The 20,523-nt window shown below is 69.6% G+C and carries 6 protein-coding genes; all 6 read left to right on the forward strand.

What is annotated here, in order from left to right; all coding sequences use genetic code 11:
• The first annotated feature begins 101 nt into the window (after positions 1 to 101).
• On the forward strand, positions 102 to 5,111 hold the full coding sequence (locus AAF604_17910) for an amino acid adenylation domain-containing protein (GenBank protein MEM7051548.1): 5,010 nt from the start codon (positions 102 to 104) through the stop codon (positions 5,109 to 5,111).
• Positions 5,108 to 16,360 (forward strand): amino acid adenylation domain-containing protein, encoded by an 11,253-nt coding sequence (locus AAF604_17915; protein MEM7051549.1) that lies wholly within the window; start codon positions 5,108 to 5,110, stop codon positions 16,358 to 16,360. The genes AAF604_17910 and AAF604_17915 overlap by 4 nt, the downstream gene beginning before the upstream one ends.
• Before the next feature lie 79 nt (positions 16,361 to 16,439).
• The gene (locus tag AAF604_17920) at positions 16,440 to 17,654 is read left to right on the forward strand and encodes an alpha/beta hydrolase (protein MEM7051550.1); all 1,215 of its coding nucleotides are present in this window, start codon (positions 16,440 to 16,442) and stop codon (positions 17,652 to 17,654) included.
• Between the two features lie 60 nt (positions 17,655 to 17,714).
• A complete protein-coding gene (locus tag AAF604_17925) occupies positions 17,715 to 19,103 on the forward strand; it encodes an FAD-binding oxidoreductase (protein ID MEM7051551.1) in 1,389 nt (462 codons plus the stop codon).
• A 428-nt stretch (positions 19,104 to 19,531) separates the two neighbouring features.
• Positions 19,532 to 20,164, forward strand: a complete 633-nt coding sequence (locus tag AAF604_17930; protein MEM7051552.1) for a hypothetical protein — start codon at positions 19,532 to 19,534, stop codon at positions 20,162 to 20,164.
• Positions 20,161 to 20,523 (forward strand): hypothetical protein (locus AAF604_17935; protein ID MEM7051553.1); only part of this gene is annotated, 363 nt, incomplete at its 3' end. The genes AAF604_17930 and AAF604_17935, both read left to right, overlap by 4 nt.

Consider the following 20,523-nt stretch of genomic DNA (forward strand, 5'->3'; position numbering starts at 1 on the left):
AGTAACCGGGCAGGGCGAAGGCCGCCGGGCGGCTTCGTCGCATCGCTCGTGAGCACCGGGGCCGTCGCTCTTCGGGGGCCGTCCGGGAGGAAGAGAGAATCATGATCGAGAAATTTCAGAACGGTTCGGCGCCGGCTGTCGCGCACCGTTTGATCGAATATTGGGCCGATGAGCAGCCGCAGGCGGAAGCGGTCACCGGCGGCGGGGGCTCGCTGACCTACGGCGAGCTCGAAGAGCGTTCCAACTGGCTGGCGCAGCGCCTGATCGCCGAGGGCTTCGGGCCCGAGAAGGTGGCCGCCGTCGCCTGCTCGGCCACCCCCGCCCGGGTGGTGGCGATGCTCGGCATCTGGAAAGCCGGCGGCGCCTACTTACCCCTCGACCCGGCCTACCCGGAAGAGCGCTTGAGCTACATCCTCGAGGCCTCGGCGGCGCGCTGGGTGGTGAGTGACGAGGCCCTCGCCGGGGGGTTGCCGGTGGCCGATCGCTGCCTTCTGGTGCTCGCTGACGGCGGCGCCATCGCCGCGCCGTCGGCCGAGCGGCCGGCGGTGGAAGTGCTGCCCGACAACCTCGCCTACGTCATCTTCACCTCCGGATCGACGGGGCGGCCGAAGGGGGTGGGCGTGGCCCACCGCAGCCTGGTCCACTTGCTCGATTGGCTGGTCGATAATTTCGGCTTGGTGCCGGCGGACCGCGCCAGCCAGGTGTCGAGCCCGGCCTTCGACGCTTCCGTCTTCGAGCTCTGGCCCAACCTCGCCGCCGGCGCCAGCGTCCACTTCCCGGAGGAAGCCCTGCGCTTCGCGCCGGGCCGGCTGCTGCAGTGGATGGCGGAGCGAGGCATCACCCGCAGTTACCTGCCGACGCCCTTGGGCGAGATTTTCGTGCAGGAGCCCCGGCCCGCAGGGCTGGCTCTCGAGCACTTGGTGGTGGCCGGTGACCGTCTGACCCTGGCGCCGGAGGGTTTGCCCTACCGTTTCTACAATTTCTACGGCCCCACCGAGGACACGGTGGCGACCACCTGGTTCACGGTCACGCCGTCGGACCAGGAGCCGCCCATCGGCCGTCCCCTCGACGGCAAGGCCGTTCATCTGGTGGATGCTGCCGGCAACGTCGGCGACGACGGCGAGATGTGGATCGCCGGCGCCGGCCTGGCGCGTGGTTACCTCGGCCAGCCGGCCTTGACGGCGGAGCGCTTTCGGCCGGATCCTCTCGCCGGCGAGGCCGGGGCGCGGGTTTACTGCACCGGCGACCGGGTCCGGCGCCGCGCCGACGGCGAGCTCGAGTTCGTCGGTCGGGTCGACCACCAGGTCAAGATCCGGGGCGTGCGCATCGAGCCCGGCGAGGTCGAGGCGGTGCTGCGCGAGCACGGCGAGATTCGCGAGGCGGTGGTGGTGCCCCAGGGCGACGGGGCGGCCCGTCGCCTGGTCGCCTACTTGGTGACCTCGGCCGCGGCCCCGCCGCCGGCCAACGAGCTCAAGCTGTTCTGCGGCGAGCGCCTGTCCAACGCCATGGTACCGGCTAGCTTCGTCTTCTTGCCCGAGCTGCCCCTCACCGCCCATGGCAAGATCGACCGCCGGGCCCTGCCGGCGCCGGAGTCGAAACGCCACGATCCGGACGGCGCCTACGTGCCGCCCCGAACCGATCTCGAAGCCGAGATCTCGCAGATCGTCGCCGATCTGGTGGGCATCGAGCGGGTCGGACTGGACGACGACTTCTTCGCCCTCGGCGGTAACTCGCTGCTCGCCATTCGCTTGATCTCCAGTCTGCGCCAGGCCTTCGGCGTCGAGCTCTCGATGGGGGACCTCTTCGAGTCGGCGACGGTCGCCGACCTCGCCCGGCGCGCCCAGAACGCGGCCCCCAGCGGCGAGCCCCTGCCGGAGGTGCGGCCGGAGGACCGCGGCGAGCGGGCGCCGCTCTCCCTGCCCCAGGAGCGGGTGGTCTTCCTCGAGCAGCTCGACCACGACACCCTCGCCTATCAGGTGCAGCAGGTGATGGTCTTCGAGGGCGAGCTCGACGTGGCGGCGCTGCAGGCCAGCCTCGACGACGTCATTCTGCGGCACGAGATCTACCGCACCACCTTCGAGCTCGACGAAGGCCAGCCGGTGCAGATCATCCACCTGCCGTCGCCGGCCTTCTTCGAGTTCCACGATCTCAGCGATCGCGGGCCCGAGGCGGCCGAGGCCGAGGCGCGACGGCGCATCGCCGGCGAGCTGCAGTGGCGCATGGACATCGGGCGCCTGCCGCTGGTGCGCTGGCTGCTCTACCGGGTCTCCGAAGATCGCCACTTGATGCTCCACCACGAGCATCACCTGACCCACGACGGCGCCGGCTTCAACATCTTCCTCGAAGAGCTGTTGACCACCTACCGCGCCCTGACCCGTGGCCTGCCGGCGCCCCTCGAGGCGTCGCCGGTGCAGTTCGCCGACTTCGCCATCGCCCAGCGGCGCTGGATGGAAACGGCCGCGGCGCAGCGCCAGCTCGACTTCTGGACCGAGCGCCTGCGCGGCGCGCCACCGCTCGCCGGCATGCCCTACGACCGGCCGCGGCCGGCGCGCCAGACCTACCGCGGCGACGCCTTCCTGGTCGAGCTTCCGGGGGAGCTGGCGGACCGTTTGCGAGCCGTCGCCACGGACCATGGCGCCACCCTCTTCTCGATTCTGCAGGCGGCTTTCCTGGCACTCCTCTGGCGCTACACCGGCCAGGGTGACCTGACCGTCGGCTCCGGGGTGGCCAACCGTCGCTGGCCGGGCACCGAAGGGCTCTACGGAATGCTGGTCAACAACCTCGTCCTGCGCAACCGGCTCGATGGCGACCTCACCTTCGGCGAGCTGCTGCGGCAAGTCCAGGCCACCATCCTCGAAGCTTGGGATCACCAGGAAATGTCCTTCGAGCGGGTGGTCAGCGCCCTCAACCCGGAGCGCGAGCAGAGCTTCAACCCGCTCTTCCAGTTGATGTTCAACTTTCACGATTCGCCGCTGCCGCGACTCGATCTTCCGGGGCTCGAGATTCGCCTCGAGGAAGGCACCTACAACCGCAGCGCCAAGTTCGACATGAACGTCATCGGCATTCCCCGGCGCGAGCAGCGGCTGGGGCGCTCCGAGGACGGCGGCCGCCACGGCGTCACCCTGTCCTGGGAGTACAACCGGGACCTCTACGACCGCGCCACCATGGACCGCATGAGCGCCCACTACCGGCGCCTGCTGGATTCGGCCGCTGGCGATCCGGCGCAGCCCCTGGCGCGCCTCGCCCTGATGTCCGACGACGAGGCCCGCCAGCTGACCTCCGAATGGAGCGGCGGGCGCAGCGATTACCCGCGGCGCCGCACCCTCGCCGAGCTGTTCGAAGAGCAGGTCGACCGCGACCCCGACGCCGTCGCTCTGACCAGTGCCGAGGAGGAGCTCACCTACGGTGATCTCGAGCGGCGCGCCAATCGCCTGGCCCACTGGCTGCGCCGCCACGGCATCGCGCCGGAGGCGCGGGTCGGAGTGTGCCTCGAGCGTTCCGTCGACGCCATCGTCACCCTGCTGGCGATCGTCAAGGCGGGCGGCGTCTACGTGCCCCTCGATCCGTCCTTCCCGCAGGAGCGGTTGACTTTCATGGCCCACGACGTCGCGGCCCAGGTGGTGGTGACGCGCTCGGACCTCGGCGACCGGCTGCCGCCGAATGGCGACCACCGTTTGCTCCTCGATCGCGATGCCGCGGAGCTCGCCGCCTGTCCCGCCGAGCGCCTCGAGGGCGGCCCCTGGCCCGAGTCCCTGGCCTACGTGATGTACACCTCCGGCTCGACCGGTCGTCCCAAGGGAGTGGCGGTGAATCATCGCGCGGTGGTTCGGCTGGTGCGCGACACCAACTATGCCGACCTCGGGGCCGATCAGGTGTTCCTGCAGCTCGCGCCGCTGTCCTTCGATGCTTCGACCTTCGAGATCTGGGCGCCGTTGCTCAACGGCGGCCGCCTGGTGGTGCCGGCGGCCGGCGCCGTCACCCTGGCCGAGGTCGGCGAGGCCGTCGCGCGCTACGGTGTCACCACCCTGTGGGCGACCTCGGGTTTGTTCAATCAGTTGGTCGACGAACGGGTGGCGGGGCTCGAGGGTCTGCAGCAGATGTTCTCCGGCGGCGAGGTGATGTCGCCGGAGCGGGTGGCCAAGGTTCTCGATTGGCTGCCCGACTGCACCTTCGTCGCCGCCTACGGTCCGACCGAGAACACCACCTTCTCGACCTGCGAGCCGATGACCGCGTGGCGCGACGAGTGGCATCTGGTGCCGATCGGTCGCCCGGTCGCCAACAGCCAGGTCTACGTCCTCGACGCCGCCCTGCAGCCGGTGCCGCTGGGTATCGAGGGCGATCTCTACGTTGCCGGCGATGGATTGGCGCGGGGTTACCTGCATCGCCCCAGCGCCACCGCCGAGGCCTTCGTGCCGCATCCCTTCGGGGAGCCGGGGGAGCGCCTCTATCGCACCGGCGATCGGGCTCGCTGGCGTCCTGGGGGCTGGCTCGATTTCGCCGGCCGGCGCGACGGTCAGGTCAAGATCCGGGGCTTCCGAATCGAAGTCGGCGAGGTCGAGAATCGCCTCTTGGGGCATCCGGCGATCGCCGAGTGCGTCGTCCAGCCCTGGCAGGAGGGGGGCGAGAAGCGCTTGGTGGCCTATGTAGTGGCGACCGACGGCGCGGCAGCGCCGAGCCTCGCCGAGGTTCGCGACTTCGGCCGCGAGGCCCTGCCCGACTTCATGCTGCCGACGGCGTTGGTGGAGCTTTCGGAGCTGCCCTTGGGACCCACCGGCAAGGTCGGGCGCGACCAGTTGCCGGATCCCTCGCTGCAGATCGCGACGCCGTCCGGCGAGGCGGTGGCGCCGCGCAACGAGGTCGAGGAGCTGCTGGCCGAGATCTGGTGTGACCTCATCGGCCTTGAGTCGGTCGGGGTGCGCGACAACTTCTTCGAGGTCGGAGGGCACTCGCTGCACGCCACCCGCCACATGCACCGCATCCGGTCCCTGATCGAAGTCTCGCTGCCGATTCGCACCCTCTACGAAGCACCGACCATCGAGCAGCTTGCCGAGCGCATCGAGTCGCTGCTCGCCGAGGAGCTGTTGGGCGAGGCCGGGCGGGTTTCGTCGTGAGCGCGGCGGGGCGGGACGACACCTTGGTCTCAGACCAGCCAGAAGTGGAACAGGGCTCGACGGCCGCCGGAAAATCGCGCCTGTCGTCGGCTCAGCGCGATCTACTGCGGCGGCGCTTGGCGCGCAATCGCGCGGGAATTCCGCGGCGCCAGGATCGCAGCCCGGTGGAGCTGTCGCTGGCCCAGGAACGGCTGTGGTTTTTCGAGCGTCTGGACCCAGGAACGGCGCTCTACAACATCACCCGCCTGCTGCCCCTCGCGGGTGCCCTCGACGGCGCCGCCCTCGAGCGCGCCCTGGCGGCGGTGGTCGATCGTCACGAGGCCCTACGCACGGCTTTCGTCGAGGTCGATGGCGAGCCCCGGCAGGCGATCGCCGAGGCCGTCGAGGTGGTCATCGAGGTCGACGAGGTGAGCCCCGAGGAAGTGGACGCCCTGGCCGCTGCGGAGGCTCGGCGGCCCTTCGATCTGGCGTCGCCGCCGCTGTTGCGAGCCCGCCTCCTGCGGCTCGGCACCGAAGATCATCGCTTGCTGCTGACGGTTCATCACCTGGTGGTCGACGGCTGGTCCTTCGGCCTGCTGCTGCGCGAGCTGGGAGCCCTTTACGAGGCTTACTCCCAGGGTCGCGAGGTCGACCTGCCGGAGCTCTCGGCGCAGTATGGAGACTTCGCCCTCTGGGAACGCCGCCAGCTCGATGGCCAAGCCCTGGCGCCGAGTCTCGACCACTGGCGTCGCCGCCTCGCCGGGTCCTCCCCGGAGGTGTCGTTGCCCCTCGACCGGCAGCGGCCGGCGGAATCGAGCCTGGCCGGGGCGCGCCTCGCCTTCACCCTCGATGACGCCTTGAGTCGTGCCCTGCGTTGGCTGGCGCAGCAGCACGAGGTCAGCCTGTTCACGGTTCTGTTGACCGCTTGGGGTGCCCTGCTCGAGCGCTATGGCGGACACTCCGATGTGGTGGTCGGCTCGCCGGTCGCCAACCGGGGCCGGGCCGAGCTCGAAGGGCTGATCGGTTTCTTCGTCAACACGCTGCCGTTGCGCATCGATCTCGGGGGACGACCGAGTGTGGCGGCAGCCCTCGAGCGCAGCCAGCGTTCGATTCTCGAAGATTTCGAGCACCAGCAGGTGCCCTTTGCCCGCCTCGTCGAGGAGCTGGCCCCGGAGCGCAATGGCAGCCACGCGCCGCTCTTCCAGACGATTCTCGCCCTGGCCAACGTGCCTCGGGGATCGGCCGGCCCTCTGGGCTCGTCGATCGGCGATCTGGTGGCGATCGACAAGGGTCGGGTCGAGGTCGATCTGATGATGTTGCTGGACGAGGCCGAGGACGGCCTGCGCGGCGACCTGGTGTACGCCACCGAGCTCTTCGATGGCGCGACGGCGGCCCGCATCGTGCGCCACTTCGAGGCGTTGCTCGGTGCAATGGTGGCGCGGCCGGAGGCGGTGCTCACGGAGCTGCCGCTGCTCGAGGAGGACGAGCGCCGGCGGTTGCTCCTCGACCACAATCGCACCACCACCACCTACCCCCGGGAAGGCAGCCTGGCGCAGCGCTTCGCCGAGGTGGTGGAGCAGGATCCCGCCGCCATCGCGGTGAGTGCCGGCGAAGATGCCTTGACCTACGGTGAGCTGGCCGACCGAGCGGGTCGCCTGGCCGCCGAGCTGCGTCGGCAGGGGGTGGGACCGGAGCAGCGCGCCGGCCTTTACTTGCAGCGCTCCGTCGAGGCGGTGGTGGCGATACTGGCGATCGTCGAGGCCGGCGCCGCCTACGTTCCCCTCGACCCCGAGCTGCCGGAGGAGCGGCTGGCGACCATGCTGGCGGACTGCCGTCCGGCGCTGGTGATCGCGCGGCGGGATGACGCTGGCGGCAGCGACCGTCTCGCCGACTGGAATGGGCCGGTGCTGGCGATCGAAGATCTCGAAAGTGACGCCGGAGGCGGCGACCTCGCCGGCCAGGCGGTGGTGGCGGACGGTGGCCCACCGCCGGAGATCTCCGGTGATTCGCTGGCCTACGTGATGTACACCTCCGGCTCGACGGGGCGGCCGAAGGGCGTCGCCATACCGCAGCGGGCGGTGCTGCGCTTGGTCTGCGACTCGCGCTTCATGGACCTCGGTCCGGAGGTCGTCTTCCTGCTCCAGGCCACCCTTGCCTTCGATGCCTCCACCCTCGAGCTGTGGGGTCCGCTGCTCAACGGCGGTCGTCTGGTGATCATGCCCGCCGGTGTCCACTCGCTGACCGACCTCGGTTCCGTCATCGCGGATCGCGGAGTCAATGCGCTGTGGCTGACGGCCGGGCTGTTCCACCAGATGGTCGACGACAACCTCGGCGGCCTGACCGGCGTCCGCCAGCTCCTCGCCGGGGGCGACGTGCTGTCGCCGGCGCACATTCGGCGAGTTCTCGAGGCCCATCCCGAGTGTCACGTCATCAACGGCTATGGCCCGACCGAGAACACCACCTTCACGACCACCCACCGGGTGGGATCGAGCGCCGAGCTCGAGCCTTCGGTACCGATCGGCGGGCCGGTGTCGAACAGCCGGGTGTACGTTCTCGATGGCGCCCTGCAACCGGTGCCGGAAGGCGTCGAAGGGGATCTCTACACGGCCGGCGATGGCCTCGCCCGAGGCTACTGGCAGCGCCCGGCAGCCACCGCTGAGGTTTTCGTCCCGGATCCCTTCGACGATACCGGTGGGCGTCTCTATCGCACCGGCGACCGCGCCGTCTGGCGTCCCGAGGGCTGGTTGCAGTTTCGCGGCCGGCGCGATGGCCAGGTCAAGATGCGCGGTTTCCGCATCGAGCTCGGTGAGATCGAGCGTCAGCTGGCGCGCCAGCCGGAGGTGGCGGTTGCGGCGGTGGTGGCCCGCGGCGACGATGCCGAGAGCAAGACCCTCGCCGCCTATCTGGTGCCCGCCGCCGGGACGCGCCTCGACGTCGAGGCGCTGCGCTCGGCGCTGCGTCGGTCGTTGCCCGACTACATGGTGCCGGCGACCCTCACGGTGCTCGACGAGCTGCCTCTGACGGCCAACGGCAAGGTCGACCGGCGCCGCCTCCCGGTGCCGACGGTGGAGGGTTCCTCGCCGGCCGTCGGAGCGGTGACGGAAGATGCCCTCGAGGAGATCGTCGCCGGCCTCTACGGTGAGCTGCTCGATCTCGGCCCAGTGCCCCGCGATGGCGATTTCTTCGCCCTCGGCGGTCATTCCCTCAAGGCCACGCGGCTGGTGTCCCGGCTGCGCCAGGCCTTCGGCGTCGAGGTGCCCCTGCGCGCCCTCTTCGCGGCCCCGACGGTGGCCGCGCTGGCGGCCCAGGTGCGGCGCCTCCTCGACCTCGAGGCGCCTGCTTTGCCGCCCCTGACGCGGGCTGGTTCACGCTCCGCCGACACCCCGCTTTCCTTTGCCCAGGAGCGGCTGTGGTTTCTCGATCGCCTGGCGGCGGACCGCGCGGTCTACAACCTGCCGGTTCCCTTGCGTCTTCGTGGAGCCCTCGATCGCGCCGCCCTGGGCCGCGCCCTGAGCGCTTTGGCGGAGCGCCACGACCCCTTGCGGACGGTCTTTCCGGCGCAGGGAGGACGGCCTTACCGGCGAGTTCTGGCGCCGGCGGCGGTGCAGCCGACGGTGATCGATCTGTCGGCGCTGCCGGCGGCGCCGCGGGACCACGAGAGCGAGCGAGTGCAGCGGTGGCGTGCCCGGGCAGCTTTTGATCTCGCCGCCGGTCCAGTCTTTCGCGCCAGCCTGATCGCCCACGCCGACGACCATCACGTCGCCCTCCTCGAGCTTCACCACATCGCCGGCGACGGTTGGTCTCTGGAGATTCTGGTGCGCGAGCTGGCGGTGCTCTACGGCCAGGAGACGGGGGCCGCGGAGGAGACGCTGGCACCGCTGCCGGTGACCTATGGCGACTTCGCTCGCTGGCAGCGCGGTTGGCTGGCGGGGGAGGTCCTCGCCGAGCAAACCGACTACTGGCGTCGCCGCCTCGCCGGCGCCCCGCCCCTCCTCGAGCTGCCGACGGACCGGCCACGGCCGATTCAGCGGTGCGATCAGGGTGCCCGCCTGCCCTTTGCCCTGTCGGAGGAGCTGTCGACCGGCGTCGAGGTGCTGGCGAAGCAGCTCGAAGCGACGCCCTTCATGGTGCTCCTGACCGCCCTGCAAGTTCTCCTGTCGCGCCTCTCCGGCCAGTCCGACATCAGCATCGGGACGCCGGTGGCGGGACGTCGCCAGCCGGAGACGGAAGGCCTGATCGGCTTCTTCGTCAACACCCTGGTGCTGCGCGCCGAGCTCGCTCCGGAGGACTCCTTTGCGGCCGCCGTGGCGGCCACTCGCGACACCAGTCTGGAAGCTTACGGGCATCAGGATCTGCCCTTCGAGCGACTGGTCCAGGAGCTGTCGCCGCAGCGCAGCCTGAGCCACGCGCCGCTCTTCCAGGTGATGTTCGCCCTGCAGAACGACGCGCCGGTGGAGCTCTCGCCGGCGGGTATGGACTGGAATATCGAGAGCCTCGACGTCGGCACTTCGAAGTTCGACCTGATGCTGTCGCTGGTGCGCGATGCCGCCGGGGGCTTCCGGGGGCGCCTCGAGTACTCGACGGAGCTGTTCGATGCCGACACGGCGGAGCGCATGGCGCGGCAGCTCGAAAGGCTGATCGCCAGCGCCGTCGCAGACCCGGGCCAGGCTCTGAGCCGGCTTGCCTGGCTCGATGAGGCGGAGCGGCGAGAGCTGTTGGCTCGCGGTGCCGGCGAGCGGCCTCCGGTGCCGGCGGGCGAGACCTTGCTCTCCCTGCTGTCGGACCAGGTCCATCGCACGCCCCTGGCCACGGCGGTGATCGACGCCGACGGCCGCGAGCTGAGCTTCCGGGAGCTCGATCAGCGGGCTGGTCGCCTTGCCTTCGAGCTGCGTCAGCAGAGGGTGGGGCTGGAGTCGGTGGTCGGCGTCTGCCTCGAGCGTTCGGCCGACCTGGTGGTGGCGCTCCTCGCCGTGCTGAAGGCCGGCGGTGCCTACCTGCCCCTCGATCCGGACTACCCGGCGGAGCGCCTCGCGGCGATGCTCGGCGATGCTTCCGCGGCGGCCTTGATCCTCGGCGCCGAGGTCGATCTCGAGCCCCTGGCGGCGGCCAACCTGCCGCGGCTCCGGCCGCACCAGTCGCAGAAAGACGGCCCGGTCTGGGACGGCGCCGGGAGCGAGATTCCACCCGCCGCGGCGGCCTATGTGCTCTTCACCTCGGGTTCGACCGGGCGCCCCAAGGGGGTCACCATCTCCCACCGCGCGATCGTCAATCACATGCGCTGGATGGCTCGCGCCCTGCCGCTGGCGCCGGACGACCGGGTCCTGCAGAAGACTCCCTTCAGCTTCGACGCCTCCGGTTGGGAGCTGTGGGCTCCGCTGATCGAGGGCGCCACCCTGGTGATGGCGGCGCCCGGCGCTCACCTCGATCCCGCCGAGCTGGTCGCCGCCATCGACGAGCACGGCATCACCGTTCTGCAGGCGGTGCCGACCCTTTGGCGGATGCTCCTGGCGGAGCCGACCTTTCGGCAAAGCGCCAGCCTGCGACGACTCTTCGCCGGTGGCGAGGCCTTTCCGGACGATCTCGCCGCCGCCCTCCGGAATGCTCAGCCGCAGGCCGAGATCTACAACCTCTATGGGCCCACCGAGGTCACTATCGATGCCACCTGCGCCGCCGTCGATGGCTCTGCGGTGACCCTTGGTCGCCCGATCGATCACCTGCACGCTTACGTGCTCGGTGGCGATCTCGAGCCGCAGCCGGTGGGGGTTCCCGGCGAGCTTTGGCTGGGCGGTGCCGGCGTTGGGCGCGGCTATCGCGATCGGCCCGCCGAAACCGCCGCGGCCTTCCGTCCGCATCCCTTCGCCGGTGCGCCCGGGGGCGAACGCCTCTACCGCACGGGAGACCGGGTGCGCTGGCGCCGTGACGGTGAGCTCGAGTACCTCGGCCGTCTCGACGATCAAGTCAAGGTGCGTGGCTTCCGCATCGAGCCGGGAGAGGTCGAGGCCGCCCTGGAGGCGGTCGACGGGGTGCGCGAAGCAGCCGTCGGAGTGCGCCAGGCGGCCGCCGGTGATCATCGCCTGGTGGCCTGGGTGGCGCCGGCCGAGGTCTCGCCGCGCGGTCTGCGCCAGGCGCTCGCCGCGGTGCTGCCGGACCACCTGGTGCCGGCCGACTACGTCACCCTCGACGAGCTGCCGCGCACGCCGTCGGGCAAGATCGACCGCCGCGCATTGCCGGCGCCGGAGGCGGACCGGGATGCCTTGGGAGCGGCATTCGTCGCGCCGCGCAATCCGGTCGAGGAAATCGTCGCCGGAATCTGGGCCGATGTCCTGGGTCGCGAGCAGATCGGGGTGGAGGACGACTTCTTCGAGCTCGGCGGCCACTCCTTGCTCGCCACCCAGGTAGTGGCTCGGGTGCGCGAGGCCCTGGGCTGCGAGCTGTCTCTGCGCGGCTTGTTCACCGCGCCGACGGTCGCCGCGATGGCGGCGGCGGTCGGCGATGGTGACCGCCGGGGCTTCGAGCTGCCGCCTCTCGAGCCGTCGACGTCGACGGCGCCGCCGCCGTTGTCCTTTTCCCAGGAGCGCCTGTGGTTCCTCGACCGGCTGTTGCCGGAGCGTGCCGCCTACAACCTGCCGACGCCGCTGCGCCTGCGCGGGCCCCTCGACGTCGCCTTGCTGGTGGCGGCCTTCGCGGCTCTCGCTCAGCGCCACGAAGCCCTGCGCACGGCGCTGCCGGACGAGGCCGGCTCGCCGGTGGTGCGACCGTTGGTCGATGGAGAAGGGTTGCTGCGGCGGGTCGACCTGTCGACCCTGCCCGCCGATCGCGCCGAGGTCGAGGCCGATCGCCTGCGGAGCGAAGACGCCCGCCGGCCCTTCGATCTGGCCCGCGGTCCGCTCTTCCGCGCCACCCTGCTACGGCTCGGCGGAGAGCTTCACGACCTGCTGCTCACCATGCACCACGTCGCCAGCGATGGCTGGTCGATGAAGGTGCTGGCGCAGGATCTCGCTGAGCTCTACAGCGCCCTGCGCCGCGATCGGGCGCCTCGCCTCGATGAGCTGCGGGTGAGCTACGGCGATTTCGCTCGCTGGCAGCGCGGTTGGCTCGACGGCGCTCTCCTGAACTCTCAGATGGACTACTGGCGCCGGCAGCTCGCGGGCGCGCCGTCGGTGCTCGACCTGCCGACGGACCGGCCGCGGCCGGCGGAGCAGAGCTACCGCGGAGACCGTCTACCGGTGACCTTCCCGGAGGAGCTGGCGGTGGCCGTCGAGGCGCTGGCGCGGCGCGCCGGCGCGTCGCCCTTCATGGTGCTGCTCACCGCTCTCCAGGTGGTACTCGGCCGCTGGGCCCGGCAGAGCGATATCAGCATCGGAACGCCGGTGGCCGGCCGCCGGAGGGAGGCGACGGAGAGCCTGGTCGGCTTCTTCGTCAACACCCTCGTGCTGCGCACCGACCTGGGGGGAGATCCCTCCTTCCGCGATGCCCTGGCGCGGGTGCGCGATGTCGCCCTCGATGCCTTCGCCCATCAGGATCTGCCCTTCGAGAAGCTGGTCCAGGAGATCGATCCGGAGCGCTCCCTCAGCCACTCGCCCCTTTTCCAGGTGATGTTCGTGGTGCAGTCGCCGGAGCCGGTGGCCCTCGAAGGGGTCGAGATCGAGGGTCTGGAGGTGCCCACGGGAACCGCCAAGTTCGATCTGCTGATCGCCTTGACGCGCCACCCGGACGGCTTTCGCGGTGCTCTCGAATACGCCACCGACCTGTTCGATGGCGCCACCCTCGAGCGCTTCGTCGGCCACTGGCGGCGGCTGCTGACGGCGGCGGTGGAGGAACCCGCTCAGCCCCTGTCTCGGCTCCCCTGGCTGTCGCCGGAGGAGCGCCGCCAGGTGGTCGTCGACTGGAACGACACCGCGACGGCGCAGGCCGGTGAGGAGTCTTGCCTGCATCACCGCTTTGCCAGTGCCGCGGCGACCTTCGCCGACGAAACGGCGGTGATCGATGTCGATGGCTCCACCGTGACCTATGGCGACCTCGATCTCCGGTCGAACGTTCTCGCCCATCGCCTCGCCACCCTCGGCGTCGGTCCCGACGTGCCGGTGGGCATCTGCCTCGAGCGCTCCGCCGAGCTGGCGGTGGCGGTGCTGGCGGTACTCAAGGCCGGTGGCGTCTACCTGCCGCTCGATCCGGAGTATCCGGAGGAGCGTCTGACCTTCATGGTCGCGGACTCGGCAGCGGCGGTGGTGATTTCGAGTGCGGCGGTTCCGGACTTCGGCGCCGCGGTGCCGCGGCTACTGGTGGACGATCCGGCGGACGACCCCGATTCTTGGGGGGCGGCGCCGCCGCAGGCCTTCGCCGATCCCGATCAGCTCGCCTATCTGATCTACACCTCCGGCTCGACGGGCCGCCCCAAGGGTGTCGCCATGGCGCATCGGCCCCTCGCCAATCTGCTGCGCTGGCAGCTCGCCGCATCGGCCATGGGGCGCGGCGACCGCACCCTGCAGTTCGCGTCCTTGAGCTTCGACGTCCACTTCCAGGAGATGTTCTCGACCTGGTGCTCCGGCGGCGCGCTGGTGCTGGTGGACGAGGAGACCCGCCGCGACGCTCGGGGTCTGGCGACGTTGCTCGCCGAACAGCGAGTGCGGCGCATCTTCGTGCCCTTTGTCGCCCTGCAGTTCCTCGCCGAGGCGGTCGAAGGCGGCGCGCCTTTGCCCGCCGACCTGCGCGAAGTGGTCACCGCCGGCGAGCAGCTGCAGGTCAATCGGCCGGTGGCGGCGCTCTTCCGGCGCCTTCCAGAAGCCACTCTGCACAACCATTACGGTCCCTCCGAGTGCCACGTCGTGACCGCCCTGGAGCTGACCGGCGAGGTCAACCACTGGCCGGCTTTGCCGACCATCGGCGGACCGATCGATAACTGCGCCATGGTGATCGTCGATCCTCGCCTTGAGCCGGTGCCGGTGGGCGTGCCCGGCGACCTGCTGATCGCCGGCACGGCCTTGGCCCGGGGCTACCTCGGGCGACCGGCGCTGACCGCCGAGCGCTTCGTCCCGGATCCTTGGACAAGTGGGGCCGAGGGCGGCGGACGTCTTTACCGCACCGGTGATCTGGCGCGCTGGCTGCCGAGTGGCGAAATCGAGTTTCTCGGCCGCATCGATCACCAGGTGAAGGTGCGCGGCTTCCGCGTCGAGCTCGGCGAGATCGAGGCGCGGCTGGTCGATCATCCGGCCATCGCCGAAGCGGTGGTGGTGGTGCGCGAGGACGATGGCGAGGCGCGTCTAGCGGCCTACTGGGTGCCCCGCGCCGGCGCCACGCCGAGCGCCGCCGAGCTGCGCTCTTTCCTCAAGGAAGCGCTGCCGGACTACATGATCCCGAGCGACTGGATGGCCCTCGAGGCCCTGCCCCTGACCCCGTCCGGCAAGATCCAGCGCAGCGCCCTACCGGAACCGGACCGCGACGCCCTGGCATCGGCGGAGGAAGGCGACGGGCCGCGTACCCCTTACGAGCAGATCCTGGCCGGCTTGTGGAGCGAGCTGCTCAAGGTCGAGTCGATCTCCTTCGAGGACAACTTCTTCGACCTCGGAGGCCACTCCCTCCACGCCACCCGCCACATGCATCGCCTCGAAGAGCTGCTCGGGGTGGCGGTCAAGGTGCGCGCCCTGTTCGCCGCCCAGACCTTGGAGGAGCTCGCCTTTCTGGTCGAGGAGGCGGTCCTCGACGAGCTCGAGAACCTCGATCCGGAGACGGCGGCGGCGGAAGTGGCGGCGGCCGGTCCGGTGGCGGCGGTGGAGCAGCCGGTTCTCGACCTGCCCGAGGCGGAGGAGCTGGCGGAGCGTCGCGGCGAGCTGCCGGAAGTTCTGGCCAAAGTCCTCGAATTGCGTCTGCGTCGCGCCCTCGACCGGGCGGTCTACGGCGAGGCGATTCCGCGGCGTCGCGAGGACGGACCGGCGCCCCTCTCGTGGTCGCAGGAGATCCTGTGGTTCGTCGAGCAGCAGGAAGGAACGCCGTCGAGCATCTACCGTTTCTCGCCGGTGCTCGGCCTCAAGGGCGCCCTCGATGTCGCCGCCTTCGAGGCTTCCTTCCGGGCCCTCGCCCAACGTCACGAGATTCTGCGTACCCGCTTCGGGGCGCAAGCCGATGGCACCAGCTACCAGGAGGTGCTGCCCGATGCCGGGCTGGCGGTGCGTCAGATCGATCTCCGGAAGCTTCCGGAAGCCGAGCGGGTGGTGGTGGCGCGGCGCGCCATCGAGGGCCTGGTGGCGGTGCCCTTCGACCTCACCGCTCCGCCCCTTTTCCGGGTGGTGTTGGTGCGCCTCGAAGACCAGCGCTGGTGGTACTCGCTCCTGATCCACCACATCGTGATCGACGACTGGGGCTTCGGCGTCTACTACCAGGAGCTGGCGGCCTTCTACGAGGCTTATTCCCAGGGCGAGGAGCCGGAGCTGCCGGAGCTTTCGATTCAGTACGCCGACTACGCCGTGTGGGAGCGGGAGCGGTTGCAGGGCGACCTGATGGAGAAGCTCACCACCTACTGGCGCGGCCGCTTCGCGGACGGTCTGCCGCAGATGAAGTTCGAGACCGACAACCCCCGCCCGGAGCGACCGAGCTACCAGGGGGCGCTGTCTTTCGAGCAGCTACCTTCGGAGCTGTCCCAGGCGCTCGCGGAGCGCAGCCGGAGTGAGGACGTCAGCCTGTTCATGATTCTCCTGGCGGGCTTCAAGCTGATGTTGTCGCAGGCCTCCGGGCAGCTCGACGTGATGGTGGCGAGCCCCAACGCCAACCGCCCCCGGGAGCAGACCGAGGAGCTGGTGGGCAGCTTCTTCAACCTGATGCTGATGCGCACCTCCCTCGATGGCGATCCCACCTTGCGCCAGCTCCTGCAGCGGGTTCGGGAGACGGCCCTCGAGGCCTACTCGCACCAGGAGTTCCCATTCATCCTGGTGGCACCGGGCTACGAGCCGCCGGAGCCCAATCCCGGCAAGCCGCCGATCCAGGCGCTGTTCTCCTACCAGAGCGGCACCCGCGACGGCGATGTCCGCCTCGGCGATCTCGAGATCGAGTCGGTACCGATCTTCCATCACGGCGACACCGACCTCGATCTGCTGCTTTCGATCCGCGAGCACGATGGCGATCTCGACGTCATCTTGCTGCACGACATCGACATCTTCGAGCCGACGACGGCGGCGCGTATGCAGGCGGTGCTGCGCGGCTACCTGTCGGCGATTGCATTCGAGCCGGACCTGCGCCTGTCGCAGCTCGAGCCGGTGATCTCTGGGGAGTCGGGCTGAGGGGCGGGTATCCCGTGCGGTCGCCGGCGGACCGGCGGCCCTGACGACATCGACGAGGAAGTCAACGAGGGGGTATTCGATGATGAAGAGGCTCGTGGCTTGGACGGCGTTCCTGCTGTGCCTGTTGGCACTACCGGTGGCGGCCGACGACTACCAGATCCTGGAGGAATCGACGACGCGAATCGGCCGCTTCGAGCGCACCGATGCGGTGGTGCAGGTCGGCGACAATCCGGTCAACACCTTCCTGATGCATCGCCTGGTTCGCCGCGGTGGGCCCTACTGGACACCGCCGCCGCGCGGCATCCTGCTGCTCACCGGACCGCTGGCCAACCCGTTCGTCTTCTGGGAGACCACCGAAGACGGTCGCTACGGTCGCTCCTTCGCCGCCTACTTCGCGCGTCGCGGCTACGAGATCTGGGGCTACTCGCCGCGCGGCACTCTGCTCGAGCAGGGTTCCTGCGAGGCCGGATTGGTCGACTGCTCGGTGATGGGCGATTGGGGTATCCAGGTGATGGTCGAGGACTTGACCTTCATCCGCGGCGAGATCGAGCAGGTCCATCCGGGGCGGTCGCCGGTGATCGGCGGCTTCTCCCTCGGCGGTGCGGCGACCATCGCCACCATCAACGCCCATCCCGACGACTACGCCGGCGCTCTGATTCTCGAAGGCGCCCTCTACAGCGAGGATCCGGAGGTCATCGCCCTCAACCAGCAGCACTGCGCCACCATGGAGGACTTCCTGGCTCAGGGCTTCCTGTTCGACGGCCAGAGCTTGCCGTTGATCGGCCTGACCGCCAACCTGGCGGCGACGGATCCGGACGGCGAGACGCCGTTCCCGGGATTTCCGCCCGGCACCACCAACCATCAGGTGCTGGTCTTCAGCCTGGCGGTGCCGTCCTTCACGCCGCTCAATCAGACCCCGAACTTCATTCGCGCTGCCGGTGATCCGCTGGCCGACGTCTTCTTCTTCTCGACGGACGCCCGTCTGACGGCCTTCCTCACCATCTTCAACAACTACTTCGACAATCGCATCCTGCGCGATCTGAACTGCAGCTTCGCCGGCGAGCGCACCTTCACCGGCAATCTGGCGAACTTCACCAAGCCGGTGTTCTTCATGGGGGGCGGCCAGTCCTTCGGGCCTCAGAACCGCGACCTGGCGAAGATTCTCGGCTCGCACCAGTGCACCTTCGTCGAGATCGAAGAGTTCGGCCACGGCGATCACTTCTTCTCCGCCGACCATCGGCGGTTCGTCGAGCGTCCGATCCGGCGCTTCCTGAACCGCATCGACACCTGGTAAGAGGTTTTTCGGGAAGGGCCCAGCCCGCAGCTCGGCGCCGTCGGCGTTAAGCTGCGGGCCATGGATTCCGCCGACATCCGCCGCTGGCGGGCCGAGCTCGCGGAGCTGCTCGGATCCGCCGCGGTGATTGCCGAAGAAGTGCCGCCACCGCACCCCGCCTGGGGCCGGGATCGCAGCCCCGCCGGTGAGGGGCGACCGGCGCTGGTGGTGCGCCCGGCGAGTACCGATGAAGTCCAGCGGCTGGTGCGTTGGGCACGGCGGCGCCGGGTCCCCCTGGTGCCGGCCGGGGGACGCAGCGGCTACTCGGGGGGCGCGACCGCCACCGGCGGGGAGGCGGTGGTCGCCTTCGAGCGCCTCGATCGCATCCTCGAATGGTTGCCCGAGATTCCGGCGGTACGCCTGCAGGCCGGCGTGGTCACCGGCCGGCTACAGCAGGCGGCGGCCGAGCGAGGTTGGCTCTATCCGGTGGACTTCGCGGCCTGCGACCGCTCCCAGGTGGGCGGCAATGTCGCCACCAACGCCGGCGGCGTGCGGGTCCTCCGTTGGGGCATGACCCGCCGCTGGGTGCTCGGACTGACGGTGGTGAGCGGCGCCGGCGAGGTGCTCGAGCTGGGCGGTGGTCTGCTCAAGGACAACGCCGGCTACGACCTCAAGCAGCTCTTCGTCGGCAGCGAGGGAACCCTCGGGCTGATCACCGAGGTCACCCTTCGCCTCACCCGACCGGTGCAGGAGAGAACCCTCATCGCGCTCGCCGCGGACGAGCTCGAAGGGCTCCTCGCGATCCTGCGTCGAAGCCATCGGCTGCCCCGTCCGGTGCTCGCCTTCGAGATGTTCGATGGCACCTGCCAGGAGATGATGTCCAAGGTGGTCGGGCAGCCGCTGTTCGATCGCTCGTGGCACTTCCTGGCCCTGCTCGAGATCGAGACGCCCCCGCCGGCGGTCCTCGCTGCCTGGCTCGAAGCCCTGCCGTCGGGCATCGCGCATCGGCCCGCCGCCGATGGCGCCGAGGCCGAGCGCTTCTGGCGGCACCGACTCGAGATCAGCGACACCCTGGCGCAGCGCCACCGGGTGCACAAGAACGACCTCTCGGTGCCGCCGAGGGCATTGCCGACGCTGCATCGCGACCTCACTGCTCTGGCCCGGCAGATCGATCTTCCTCTGACCTGCTTCGGTCACGTCGGCGACGGCAACCTGCACGTCAACCTGCTGCGGCCGGACGGCCTCGAAGAAAGCGCTTTCGCCGAGCGCTGCCGCGCCTTCGACGTCGAGAGCTACCGCCGAGTCGCCACCCTCGGCGGCTCGATCAGCGCCGAGCACGGCCTCGGCCGGCTCAAAGGAGAGCATTTGCCGCTCTGCCGATCACCGGCCGAGCTGGCGGCGATGGCGGCGATCAAGCAGGTCTTCGACCCGGACGGCATCCTCAATCCGGGAAAGGTCCTGCCTGGCTGAGGGCGGGGGCTCGACTCCCTTCCTGAACCGCCGATCGAAGGCTCGGAAGAGATTTCCGGACATCTTTCGGACATCTTCCGGACGTCTTCCGGACATCTTTCGGACATCTTTTTCGGGCCTGATCGCCGAAAACGCCTGTAAAACGGCGGAGGCTCCCATGGCACGTGGCTTGCTGTAGCGCTTTGGCAAGGAACTGAATCCAGTTTTACGTTGTCTTGGCCCGTCCTTCTTATCGGATCTCGTGGCGAAAGGTCGTAGGTTGCTGGAGATGCAAGACATCCGTTGGTGCCGCGACGCAGCCGTACTGGACGTACTGCGAGGAGTGCAGCCGGCGGATAACGCCGCAGATTCAGTGACCTACGGCCTTGCAGCAGAGAGCCGGTGAGAAGGACGGGCTAGAGCAGAGGGCATTTCTTGGGAGGTTGGACGTGATGCATCGAGCGTTGATGTTGGCGGTGTTGGGATCGTTGACGGTAGGCGGTTCGCTATCAGGCCTGGAGCTGTTGTCGGGATCGAAGTCCCTGACGATCGCCCGGGTCCCGGCGGACTCGGAGCTTTGGGTCTTCGGAGTGGGCAAGGGCCGAGACGGCTACAACCGGGTGCTGACGACCTACTCGGAGACGTTGAGCGATGCGGACGGCGATGGCCGGATCACCTACGAGCCCGCCGGCGGGATGCCGGCGCTGGCCTCCTGGGGGGTGGCGGATCTTTCCACCGGTGCGGTGACGGTCCTCCCGTCGCCGGGCTGGGAGGGCTCGGTGTCGAGCTTGCCGGCGACGGCGCTCGATCCCTCGGGGGAGTCACTGACCTTGCCGCACCGCCAGGTGGAGGCATTCCTGGTGCGTCCTGGGACCTCGGGCTGGCGCCAGTCGATCGGTGACGGCTCGTTGACGGACGGCGACGGCCTCGAGGATGGCTCGGTGAGCCTGTCTCTGTCGTCTCTCGCCTCCCGGGACGGTGGCTCGGAGTTGCCGGGCTCTCTGCAGCCGGAGGATGTGCTGGTGGTGATCGACACGTCGACCCTTGAGCTGATCTGGACCGGTGAGGAGGTGTCGCCGTGAGCCGCCTCGTCCTTGCCGCGATTCTCATTCTTCTTCTCGCGCTCGCTGCCCCGGCCCTTGCCCAGCCGAAGCCGGTGGAAGCGCGCGGTTTCTCCCCCGGGGAGGTCTACGACTACTCGGGTCTGGATTCGGTCAACCTGTTCAATGGCAACCTGGTGCTGGCGTTGCCGCTGGGCGGCCAGTACCCGCTGGGTGGCGGCTTCTCCTACGGCCTGCGTCTGACCTACAACGCCAAGGTCTGGGATGTGGAGACGCGTCCGTTCTCCTTCTCGGAGGCGGCGTTCGAGGCTCGGGTCTCGGAGGATTTCAACGCTGGGGTGGGCTGGACGGTGAGCCTGGGTGGGTATCTGACGAACAGC

It is taken from the genome of Acidobacteriota bacterium (assembly GCA_039028635.1).
Lineage (GTDB): Bacteria > Acidobacteriota > Thermoanaerobaculia > Multivoradales > JBCCEF01 > JBCCEF01.

Excerpts from the sequence above, each read along its gene's own strand:
- AAF604_17910 (MEM7051548.1), top strand. The coding sequence starts at position 102 with ATGATCGAGAAATTTCAGAACGGTTCGGCGCCGGCTGTCGCGCACCGT.
- AAF604_17920 (MEM7051550.1), top strand. The coding sequence starts at position 16,440 with ATGATGAAGAGGCTCGTGGCTTGGACGGCGTTCCTGCTGTGCCTGTTG.
- AAF604_17925 (MEM7051551.1), top strand. The coding sequence starts at position 17,715 with ATGGATTCCGCCGACATCCGCCGCTGGCGGGCCGAGCTCGCGGAGCTG.